The following is a 12146-nucleotide window of genomic DNA, read 5'->3' on the forward strand; positions in this document are numbered from 1 at the left end:
GTACTGTTTATAACCAATGTAACTATAAAATATCCTTTAGTTGAATTTAATCATTAAGTATCCATCTTAAAGACTTTTGTAATTTTATTTATAAATATTATGATTAATAAATATTTTTTCTTAACTTTATTTATATATTTTTTTAACGTAAGGGCATCAGACGCCATGCCCTTACAACCCCGCTTTACGCAAAACTTTCTTATAAAGAAAAAATAAAACTCGCTCCGTAAAAACTACGCTCAGACAGTTATTTTTTCTTTAACGAAATTTTGCTTATTTAATATTTCTAAATGTAAAAGCCTAAAATTTAAATATAATAATTTTTATAATTTAATATAGAATGTCGTGATTTTTTTGGAATGAAAACGACTGTTTGAGCGTCAGCGAGTTTCGTTTTTATTTCAAAAAAATGCTTAGACAAGCCAGGGTTGCAAGGGAAATGGCGATTGATTTCCCTTGCTTATATAAAAAGAAAAAACATGAAATTATGAAAAAATATTTATTAATAACAAGTAGTTTTTCAAATCCCAAATAAAAATCCCTTATGTGGATACTTAAAAATTAGATATAAATTTTTTTAACAAGAATCAAATCAATTATTCTAAAATTTTATTGTTATTTTTTAATAGGGTTTAATACAAAAATATTATTTCCAAAATAATTTATCAAATAATGTTTTTCGAGGTGGCATTCCATCAAGTTTAGTACCATTCTTAATCCAGTATGTTTTTTTGGAAATATCATAAAGTGGCTTGTCTGCTAGACTGTCAGAGTAAAATTTTATGATTTCATACTCAAAATTATTTTGTTTTGCCCATTCGTTTAATTTCTTTACTTTTTCATCGCCTTTATTATTTTCTCCATCAATTTTGGCAATAAAAGTTTCCTTGTTATCGTTTACAAAATTTGTACCAAAGACTTTGTCATAGCCAAGTGATAATAAAAATTTTTCTATTAGAAATAATGGGCTTGCTGAAGACACAATAACCATTTCGCATTCTTTTTTGTTTTTTTCCAGCTCATCTTTTATCCACGGATAAATTTTATGTTTTTTTGTTTTCCAGAAATCTGCAACTAATTTTTCAATTTCTTCTCTTGAATGGCTTTCTAAAAATTCAAAATATCTTTCTTTCAAAGTAGTCAGATTTATTATTTTTATTAGATAAAAAAGTAAATCCTTTGAATATTTTATCAAAAATAAAATAGATTTTAGTGGATATTTTTAAATAAAATGTGGAAAAATTAACACCAGTTTCTCCATTATAGATTGTCTTGTCAAAATCATAAACTATAATTTTTTTTTCATTAATTAACTCTCTTTCTTTAATTATATTCATTTAAAATCAATTTTTGATATACAGTTAAGTTTCAGCAGATTTATTAAAATTTTTGCATAGAAAATTCCAATGTTTTTCCGTACAAAACATATTTTGTATTTTGTAATTCTTTAATATTTTTTGCATTTAAGGCGCACATTATCATTTTGCATTCAGTTTTCCAGTTTTCCACAATTTTGATTATGTTTTCAACATCATATTTTACAACTAACTCTAAAATCGTTCTGGAAAGACCAACAGCCTTTGCTCCCAAAACTAGGCATTTTATCATATCCAGGGGATTTCTTACACCGCCACTTGCGATAATTTCCACTTTGTCAGTATAATCTTTTAAATTTAAAAGGCAGGAAACAGTAGTTTGTCCCCAGTTATTTAGGTAATCAAGGCTATTTTCACGTCGCATATTTTCAATAAAGGCGAAACTTGTGCCACCACGACCGCTTATGTCAAAAGTCTTTATTCCCAGCCCAATTCCTTGTTTTATGGTATCTTCAATCATTCCAAATCCAACTTCTTTTAAAATAATTGGAATTTCTATATTTTGGACAAATTCTTTTAAATTGTTTTCCCATTCGTTAAAGTTTCGGCTTCCTTCTGGCATAATTAATTCCTGCATTAGATTTACGTGAACTTGTAAAAATAATGGATTTAGAGCCTTTATAGCGGTAATTCCAGCTGTGTAATTTTTATCAATTCCAATATTTGTGGCAAGCTGTAAATCTGGATTTTCCTTTTTTACAATATTAAATGAATCATCATCAGAATTTTTTAGAGCGGCGCTATACGAACCTGTTACGAACAGCAAATTGCATTCATTTGCAACTTTTGCCAGTTTTTGATTAATCTTTTTCGCATTTTTGCTTCCGCCTGTAATTGCGTTAATAAAAAATGGAAATTCAAAATCATGGCTTGCAAAATGAGTTGATAAATCAATTTCATCCAGATTATATTTTGGAATGGAACTATGAATAAGTTCAACATCGTCAAAGCTGTTATATTCACTTTCATGTTCCAATGCATACTTGATATGATCATCTTTTCTATTTTTCATATTTCTCCTATTTTTTATAATTTTTCAACATACAGCAATTCAATCCCAAATTTTTCCCATCTATCAATAATAGTTTTTGTATCATTTTTATTAAAGGAAAGGGCAATTCCGCAATCTCCACCGCCAGCACCGCTGCTTTTGGCACAGATATCCAGTTTTTGGGCTGAATTTACTAATTTTAATAATTTTTGGCTATAGATATTTTCGTTTAAGTTTTGAAGTAATTTCCCATTTTTATTAATGCATTTTTTTATCATTGGCTTATCTCCATTTTTCATGGCAGTTCTCAAATCTTGTACAATATTTTCTACATTTTTTAAAAAGTTTTCATCAATGGAACTTTTTACAATATTTATTAAATTGCTAGAAATAGCAGGTTCTTTTGTCCAGCCGACTAAAAAATTACAATTTAAATTGTTTTTGTTAAACTGAAGTTCAGAAATTTCGTAATTCCAGTTAGTTTTTAGAATATTTTCCAGAGTTTCGTTTTTGATCAATTCACTAATTTTTTTCTATCAAAGGATTTATAAAAATTAAGCTTTCGTAGGAAATACAGGCTATATCGCCCATAGATCCGTTATCTCCACGTTTTAGCAGCACATAGGAAGACAACTTGAAAAGTATTTCCTTTGAAACTTTTAGATTGTATAGGCTTAAAATGGATTTTATTGTTAAAACAACAACACTGCCACTTGAGCCGATTCCTAGTTTTTTGTTATCTATTTCCATTTTCTCTATTAATTTCCAGATTAAAAGGCTCGATTTCCAAATTTTGAAATTTTAAATATTCAGTCATAACGGATATTGTTTCACAGATGAGTGAATAATTTTTGTCAAAATTTTGTAAAGCTTTTTTATCGAAAGCCGTTTTTTCAAGAGTTACGACATAATCAAACATATCTGAAAAAATTGTATATTTATCATCAAAATTTATTTTTGAAGTCATAAAAAGGTTTATGTTTTTTATGATTGCACTTTGTCCAGCTGTTAGAATAGAATATTCTCCAGCAATATAAAGTTTTCCGCAAGTTTGGTTAGTTATTATTTTATTTTTTGACATTTTTTTCTCTTTAATTTTTATAAAAGGTAAGGCATTAAAAATGCTTATAATAACCAATTATACCATAAAAAACGCCATAGTAAAACTACTTTGAAATTAAATTTTTAAATTATAGTCATTATGTCAAAATAATTATTTTTCCTGGTTTATATCGTTATAATCTTGGAGAAATTTAATGATTTCAAATAGTTTGACAATACAAATATAATGTGATAACATTAATTAAATAAACTAAAAAAAAGGGAAGTGATTTGAATGAATGAATTGATAAAACAATTGCAAAATAGACGTTCTGTAAGGGAATTTACAGGGGAAAAGATAAAAGAAGAAGATTTGAAGACAATACTTGCAACAGCTCAAAGAGCTGCGAATTCAGTTAATGGACAGCAAACTTCATTGATTGTTGTAAGAGATAAGGAAAAATTGGCAAAAATTGCAGAACTTTGTGGAGGACAGAAGCATATTGCACAGGCTGACGCTTTTGTATTTGTATTGGTTGATTTTCACCGTGGAGTTTATGCATCAGATTCTCTTGGCAAGAGAAATATCGCTCCAAAATCTGCGGATGGGATTTTAGTTGGTGCAGTAGATGCCGGAATTGTTGTAAATGCCTTGCAGACGGCAGCTCTTGCTCTTGGATATGGAAGTACTGTGATTGGTGCAATTAGAAAGGAAACAAAAGAATTTATAAAAATGCTTGGATTACCAGAATATGTATTCCCAATAGTAGGAAGCACACTTGGAGTGCCTGTGGAAAGAAAATTAACCAGAGTAAAACCAAGAGTTCCATTAGATACATTTGTATTTGAGGATACTTATGATGCGAAAAAAGTAGAAGAAGGAGTGGAATTTCACGAAAAAGATACAGTGGCTTGGCGTGAAGAAAATGGAACACCGCAATTACCGTCATACAAGGAAATGATTGTAAGAATCTATGAAAATTTCTATAATACATCAAAACAGGACTTGGAAAGTCAAGGATTCAGATTTGCTGATGAACTAGATGAGAAATAATTAATGGAATTTTTTAAAGCTGACGGATTAGTTTATTTTAAAAAATGAAAATCATATTTTAATTATTTGAAAATATTAGATTTATATCATTTAGTTGGAAAAGTTTATAATAACTTTATTATTTAAAGGGCTTTAGTATAAAATTACTAGATCGAATTATTTTTGAAATTAAATGAAAAAGTAGGAGAAATTCTAAATTTATTTAATTTTTATCATTTAATCTGGTTTAGTTTTAAAAGTAAAGAGGGAAAGAGAAAATATTATGAATTTTTTAGCACATTCACTAATTTCGCTCGAAATTGATGAGCAGGAAAATAAAAAGACATTATATGGAAATTTTGCAGGTGATTTTTATAAGGGGCTAGTTGATAAAATAGAGCTTCCTGAAGAATTGAAAGAGGGAATTGTCCTGCATCGGATAATTGATGGAATTTCTGACAGGAATGAGAATTTTTTGAATGAATTACTTGTGGAAAAATTTGGTATTTTTAAAGGAATTGTATCGGATATGTTTATTGACCATTTTTTAGCCAAAAATTTTGATAGGCTATTCAATGAAAATATTAATAATATTGAAAAGAAGATACTGTATAATATATCTGAAAATAAGAGTTTTTTTCCAAAAAGATTTGCAAGAACATTTAAATGGATTGAAAGTGAAAAAGTAATGTCTAATTACAAGAATATAGATTTTTTGCAACGTGCATTTTATGGAATTTCTCAAAGAATCAGAAAAGGAGAAATTTTAAGGCTAGCGGTAAAAGAGCTGGAAAAAGATTATACTGCTTTTGAAGAAAAATCTATAAAAGAATTTTTTTATGTAAAAGAAGAAAGTGTAAAAAAATTTATTACATTTTTTCATTTATAGAAAATTTTTAGTATAATTGGCTAACAATTAATTTTTTGTAGGTGATGAAGATAATTTAGACATACATATAGGAAAAAATTGATTTTACAAAATTACAGGAAGAAGGAGAATGATAAAGATTATGAAGATAAAAAAAATTTTGATGGGGTTAATGGTTTTTGGGGGATTGATGACTATACCAAATTTAGCGGTTGCAGCACCAGCTGGAAAAGAGTCTGTAGAAATAAAAAAATATGATACTTTAAATGCCGCAGCTGAAGACTATGCAAAAGTTTTGCAGGAAATATCAAATTATGGTTCAAGAAAAATGCTTAAATCAATAAATCCAGATGTGGATAAGTATGTGGAAAAAGCAAATGATTCAACATTAAAAAAACAATGGGAAGAATCAAATACAATGCTTATTGAGCAATTTGAAGTTTCTGTATATCAAGTAAATGAAAAGGGGAATAATGGGGAAGTTGTATTTTTAGTAAAAGGATACGATGAAAAAGCTTTGGATAAGTATTTAGGAGATAATGCTAAAAAATATGTAACAAAGGTTGATAACAGTAAGGATGAAGTCGAAGTTGATATTGAAAAATACATAAAATTACAATATGATTATTTGAAAAAAACTAAGAAAATAAATTTAGCAACATCAACAGTAAAATTTACAAAAGGTAACGACAATAAATGGCAAGTTGTTAAATAGTTAAATATAATTTAATAAAAAATCAATAAAATTTTTAAAACTTATAGGATTTGATATTCTATAAGTTTTTTTATTATTAAAAATTTATCTTAAACACCAATTGTAATAAAAAAACTTAAAAGTTCTACTTTAATTTGACAATATTTTTAATTTTAAATTCAAAAAAGTCTCTAAGAATTTTAAAAAATTTTAATCATATGATATTTAAAAAAACAAGAAAACAATTTCTTTAAACTTAATATTAGATTAAAAAATAACAAAAAATGGTGTTTTATACCGAATATACTTGACATATCTATTTTAATAGGGTATACTAAGATTGTTTAAATAGTCTTTGTGAAATGATACGGATTTAATATTTTATAAATAAAAAATGAGTAAGAATAAGTTTTATAAAGTTGAGCTATTGTATCCGTTATGTTAAAAAACATTGATTTTATAAGGAGGTTTGAGAAAAATAAGAATATGGTTAAAAACTAGGAAGATAAATTTTTTGATAAGGAAATTCATAATTTTAAATAAAAAAACCAAAATTTTATATTTTTTATTATAAATCTCCAACAAAAAGTTTTAGATTAATTTAATATAATATAAAAAAATAAGATTTTATTTACCTTGAAAATGTAATTATGAGTTTTTGTTATATTGGATATAATAAAATTATACGGATAATTTTATGTTTTTATTAATGAATATGTGGTTTTATTATTTGAAATGAATTAGAAAAATTATCAAAAATGATATATTTTAGATATTTAAGAATTAAAAACGAATCAAATGATGCTTTTTGGTCAGATTCGTAATTAGTCTTAGCAGATTTTCTGCCAAGATATTTTATAAAAATTGTTAAATTTTATATTTGTTGAAATCACTTTTATCACTATCAATCACCTTAACAAAAAATAAAAATTATCACTAAATAAATCACTTATAGAAATTCTTGAATATTTTTAACTATACATATCGTTTTTAACATTTCTTATTAAATTTTCAATACCTTATAGCCTTGTTTTTCTTTTGTACTTAGGACTATTATGTTTCAAAGAAGAAACATTAATACTGTCAAATAGTTATCAAAAACTATTTGCATAATTTTGAGGAGGAAGATATGAGTAATAGTTTACGACAGATTGCCAAAGATTTGCGATCATTTGTAAAAAGATGTAAAGATGTACATTATTCTGACAGCTTGCTAATTGCCTTTCTAATAACAGGTTTTCTTAGTTTTGTTCCTAGTTTAAGAGCTGATGAAGTAGATGTGGAAGTTGAGCAGCAAGAAATTACAACGCAAACTTATGATACGATTACTGATTTAAGACAATCGTTCGCACGTGCAAGAAAAGAAAATGAAAAATCTATAAAAGGTGCTGAGAGTGAACTTGTACAACTTTTAAGACAAGGAGATCAAGTTATAAAGAGTCCATGGGCTTCTTATCAATTTGGGACAGGTTATATTAATAATGACTGGGGAACTACTTTTAGAGGACGTGGCGGAAAATTCCTGGAATATTATAGAAGAGATAACGATTTGACTAAATATGTGTTTGATGCAAATAAACACATGTACGGGGCAACTAATTTAAATATTCCTCGTAATCAGGAACCAAATTCATTGACTATTAATCCAGCTAATGTGCATGAACCTTATAAGAATTATATACCTGAAAAAATGGAAAATATAAATGTTCCTAATGCACCAGAATTTAACCCAGTGGTAAGATCAAGAGAAAATGTGAGTACGGCAACTCCAACTCAAAGCTACACTATGAGAACACCAGCTTTAACAACAGTAAGTGCACAAGGTGCTGGAAATACATCTTGGGGAACAGATTCTACTTTTATTATAAGTGGTAATTATAGAACTTATGATGGATGGACTGGGAGTACAGCTAATGCTACATATCCAGGAACTACAGGTACTACAATCTCTGGTGGTTGGATGAGAAATGGATATACTGAAAATAATGGAACATATTATAGTGGAACTCATTTGACAAACACTTATTCTTCTTGGTGGAATCCATATTCAAGTTGGACATCTAGTGTACAATATTCTATAGGAACTCCTGGACCTAGTAATCCTTATTATACTCCAGGAGGATACGCTGCAGGACATAATCCATCAACAGGATATGACTATATTTCTAACCGAGGATTTGGTTATACTGTTTATGATCCAAGTGGAACTACTCGTTGGAGTTTTTCTAATTCTACAGATTTTACAACTAATTCATATAACTATTATACAGGAACAGGATCAAATCAAGATATATTAGGAACAGGGCAAACGTATAATGGTATATATACAGGTGCTTCTTATAACACTCTAACTGGATTATGGACTGCATCTGGTGGAGGTTATACTGCAACAAATACTAATAGAGCGGCAGCAACACAAAGTGTAGTTAGCCAAATAATTAATAACCAAGTGGCTTCTAACTATTCAACTTGGATTAACTATTTTGATGGTCCTTTTGCACGAAATTCTTATGGATATGGTTCAGCAGGGCATAGATCTACTTTAGTTTATAATGGAGGAAGTACTGCAACTCTTTCAGGTCTTAATATATATGTTGGTCAAAGCAGTCCAGGAGGATCGTTTGCATATTTGAACAGTGGAACTTATAATGTTAGTAATGTTAATGTAGAACTATATAATGGAGCTACTGCAGGAAATGCAGGATATGTAGTAAATGGTAACGGAACTATAACATTTACAGGAAGTAACATTGTTAGAGGATATGGAAATAGTAATGCTAATAATATAGGATTTAACCTTCAAGGAAATGGTGGAGGAACTGTAAGCATAACTGGTCCTTCCGATGTTGTATTCAGTGGAAATAATAACTCTGTGTATAAAGTTAATACTGGTCATTTGGGATCATTAACTATAGCTAATGGAGATGGTTCAACTGCAAGTGCTACAGGAACTGATAATGTACTTGAATATAATGGTGCTGTATCTAATAAAGGAAGAATATTAGTTACAGGACATAATAACATTATATTTGATAACTTAGCTTATGTAGCAGGTGGAAATTTGACATTAGGTGACGCTCAAATGGGAGGAGATAACAATATTATGGTTGCTCTTCAAAATCCTGGTCAAAGTGCTGGTGCAACAGGAATATTTGGTGGAGAAATAAGAGTTCAAGGAGCAGTAGGTGGTGGAAACATAGCGCCTGGAGGTTCTAATAATAATAACGTAGTTATCTTGGCTGCTTCTGGACAAGGTTCGGGAGTTAGACAATCATTCTTTAACGGAACAACAACAACAACAGCCCCTGCTGTAACAATTAAAGACTTGAATGTAGGTCTTGGAAGTAAAGCGACAAACAGTACATTAATTCATATAACTAACGGTACAAGAGTAAATCTTGAACAAACAGCTAATAGTGGAACAGTTACTGATGGTATTGTTCTTGGAACAAGTTTACAAAGAGGATATAACGCTGTTAAACTTGGAGATGTATCAACTAATACTGTAATGGCTTATGCTAGTGGAGCATTTAATCCATATTTATATGGAACAGTAGTATCAGTAGATGCTAAGAACCCTTCAAGCCTTGCTTCTCAAGCTAATATAGATATGGTTTCTAAAAATGGTGTAGTATTTTGGGCATCTGATGGTGGAGAAATAGGACAAGGTTATAAAACAAATACAACTACTGGTAAAATAGAAGCTGACACAGCTAAAACAACAAGAGCGGGTGCATATAATTCAATAATTGCTTTTGCTGATGGAAAAATCACAAATACAGCAAGTCCAGCTTACCCTAATGCGTCAACAGTTAAAATGAAAGGAAATATAACAGCAGCTGATAATCTTGTATTAAATCCAAGCTTTACAGGAGTATCAGAAGCTGACAGAAAGGCTGCTTATAATAATATAGGTGGAGCAGCAACTAATGGAGGATATGTACTTTTACAAGATGCTACTGCTGCAACAAGTTCAGTTGAAGATACAACAAGTGCTGCACAATCATTGATTTATGGTATGGGAGCTTATGCTAAGGGTACAGGTTCGTTAGTGGAATTTGCTAATGGGACGGATAAAGCGGCCGATGGTACAACTCCTGCAGCAGCTGGTTCTGTACATGTAGTAAGTGGAGAAAATGGAGCATTATTTGCTACTGAGCATGGAGCAATTAAATTTAATGGTATAATTACACATCAAAATAACGTTGGAGAAAATGTAGCTGACGGTACAAATATAAGAAAAGGTAGAGGAACTGCCGCTTATGTTGGAACAACAAATGACCATAAAAATAAATCTCCATTCTATGTAGCAAGAACATCAAATGGAAATACTATAAATTCTGTTTCAGATGATACAGCATCAATTACATTTAATAAAGATACAACTATTAATATGTATGATGGTATTTTATTAAATGGAAATGCTTATGGACAAGCATATCAAAATAATAGAGGATATGCACTGGCAGATTATCATAAAGATAAAGATGATCCTGGCTCAGGAATCGAAGGAGATAAATGGCATGCAGCTAAATACAAAGGTATGTCACTAGTTACAGCAGAAATTAAATCAGATAATGTTGTAATAGGACTTATTAACCAAGCTAAAGATGAAATAGTATGGAATTCTTCAAAAGCAGGGGGAACTGGTACTACAACTGCTTCAACTAACTTCTTGAGTGGACTTGGTGTGTACGCAGGAAATATGATACTTAAAAATGGTACTGGTGCAACTGACGCTAAAAGAATAGACACTACTTTAATCAATGGTAGTTTAAAAATTGATGAAGATGTTAATTTAGAAGATGTAGAAGTTACTGAATCAAAAGTTCTTGGTTCGAATGATACTTTCAATGATATAAAAATGGAAAGTGAAAAGATTACTATAAATAGCGGTAAAAATGTTACAGGTGATATTGCTAATAGAGATTTAAAAGCTTATGACAACAGCACTAACTATCAAGTTAATAATGCTGGGCTTAGTATGAATAACTCTCTTTACAGATGGGATTCAACTGATGTTGCAAATCCAGTATGGAGAAAAACTAAGAACACTGAATCAGGAATTTGGAATAAAGGAACTGTTGATGTAACAGGAGGACGTGCTAATGTTTCTATAACTGCATTAAATGTTGTAAATTGTATAGATGTCAAACATTTGTTACAAAAATATATTAAAAAAATATTTCTTTCCTAATGTATCTTTAACCTACTGATTTTCCTTGTACTCTTTTAATACTTCATTTGGACTCTTAAAGCCCAGTACTTTTCTTGATATGTTGTTGTATCTTGTATTGTATTTCCTTATTGCCCTTAACAGTTCTTCCTTGCTTTTAAATTTCTTGTCTGCATAGTACTTGCTGTCAAGCCTGTGGCTTCTTTCCACTTTTCCATTCTCCCATGGCGAATATGGACGGGTTGTCACGTACTCTATCCCCTTCTCCTCCAGTTTCAGCTCAAACAGTGTTTTCTTATCACTTTCAGAATTTGTGAACTCTTTCCCATTATCTGTCTGAACTTTCTTTATGTCAAATCCCAGCTCCCTTTCCAAGTTCTCTAGAAACTTTGCAGTCTGATAGGTGCTTTTTTCATCTGCTATCCTTAACACTCTTTTTCTTGTATATTCATCTAATGCTGTTATTTGATAATACTTCTGGTCACGTGTTCCAAACTGTATGCATTCTTCTGGAACATATTTTATGTCTATCTGCACTCTTTCCCCAGGGTACTTCGCCTGTTCAACTTTCTTTTTCTTTTATGCTGCTTTTTAGGCTTTTCTTTGGCATTGCCCTTCATTTTCCTTATTATCTTGCACATTGAATCGTATGTACGGCTGTAGCCTTCCTTTCTTGCTTTAACATAGACTTCTGCCAGCCCTTCATAGCCAAATTTCCTGTACTTTTTCATAACCAGCTCTATTTCTTCTTGCGTGTGCTGGTTTGGGTGGCTTTTAGGTCTTCTGCTTTTTGGCAGAAGAGACTGGACTGTTCCGTCGTATCTGTCTCTCCAACGTTTTATCTGCTGACGTGATGTCTTATACTTCACTGCTGCCTTTGAATTATTATTATGTTTTATTGCATACTCAATTGCCCGTTGACGAACACGGTATATTTCTGATATACTACTCATATGAAAGGTTTCTC

General features: G+C 30.1%; 9 protein-coding genes and 1 pseudogene. 4 read left to right on the top strand and 6 right to left on the bottom strand.

Annotated features, from left to right (window positions below; genetic code table 11):
- Window positions 1-646: 646 nt before the first annotated feature.
- The 5 genes from FVE75_RS02580 to FVE75_RS11185 form a co-directional block, all read right to left on the bottom strand.
- Window positions 647-1135: an HAD family hydrolase gene (locus FVE75_RS02580; protein WP_232052592.1), complete on the bottom strand. Its 489-nt coding sequence runs from the start codon at window positions 1133-1135 to the stop codon at window positions 647-649.
- A 245-nt stretch (window positions 1136-1380) separates the two neighbouring features.
- Window positions 1381-2388, bottom strand: coding sequence for a type 2 isopentenyl-diphosphate Delta-isomerase (gene fni / locus FVE75_RS02585; protein WP_147005071.1), 1008 nt, complete (start codon window positions 2386-2388; stop codon window positions 1381-1383).
- A gap of 14 nt (window positions 2389-2402) precedes the next feature.
- Window positions 2403-2885, bottom strand: a complete 483-nt coding sequence (locus FVE75_RS11175; RefSeq protein ID WP_232052593.1) for a mevalonate kinase family protein — start codon at window positions 2883-2885, stop codon at window positions 2403-2405.
- A 4-nt stretch (window positions 2886-2889) separates the two neighbouring features.
- A complete protein-coding gene (locus FVE75_RS11180; RefSeq protein WP_232052594.1) occupies window positions 2890-3117 on the bottom strand; it encodes a GHMP family kinase ATP-binding protein in 228 nt (75 codons plus the stop codon).
- A complete protein-coding gene (locus tag FVE75_RS11185) occupies window positions 3104-3448 on the bottom strand; it encodes a hypothetical protein (protein WP_232052595.1) in 345 nt (114 codons plus the stop codon). Before FVE75_RS11185 ends, FVE75_RS11180 begins: the two co-directional genes overlap by 14 nt.
- A gap of 255 nt (window positions 3449-3703) precedes the next feature.
- On the opposite strand from FVE75_RS11185, the gene FVE75_RS02595 reads away from it, so the two are divergent.
- The 4 genes from FVE75_RS02595 (at window position 3704) to FVE75_RS02610 (ending at window position 11200) form a co-directional block, all read left to right on the top strand.
- Window positions 3704-4462 (top strand): nitroreductase family protein, encoded by a 759-nt coding sequence (locus FVE75_RS02595; RefSeq protein ID WP_021743732.1) that lies wholly within the window; start codon window positions 3704-3706, stop codon window positions 4460-4462.
- Between the two features lie 262 nt (window positions 4463-4724).
- The gene (locus FVE75_RS02600) at window positions 4725-5330 is read left to right on the top strand and encodes an acyl carrier protein phosphodiesterase (protein ID WP_147005073.1); all 606 of its coding nucleotides are present in this window, start codon (window positions 4725-4727) and stop codon (window positions 5328-5330) included.
- Window positions 5331-5439: 109 nt separating this feature from the next.
- A complete protein-coding gene (locus tag FVE75_RS02605; RefSeq protein WP_147005074.1) occupies window positions 5440-6024 on the top strand; it encodes a hypothetical protein in 585 nt (194 codons plus the stop codon).
- Between the two features lie 1108 nt (window positions 6025-7132).
- On the top strand, window positions 7133-11200 hold the full coding sequence (locus FVE75_RS02610; protein WP_147005075.1) for an autotransporter-associated N-terminal domain-containing protein: 4068 nt from the start codon (window positions 7133-7135) through the stop codon (window positions 11198-11200).
- 12 nt (window positions 11201-11212) lie between these two features.
- Here the strand turns inward: FVE75_RS02610 and FVE75_RS11905 are convergent.
- Window positions 11213-12132, bottom strand: a pseudogene (locus FVE75_RS11905) (DDE-type integrase/transposase/recombinase).
- Window positions 12133-12146: the final 14 nt, after the last annotated feature.

The organism is Leptotrichia hongkongensis, assembly GCF_007990635.1.
Taxonomy (GTDB): domain Bacteria; phylum Fusobacteriota; class Fusobacteriia; order Fusobacteriales; family Leptotrichiaceae; genus Leptotrichia; species Leptotrichia hongkongensis.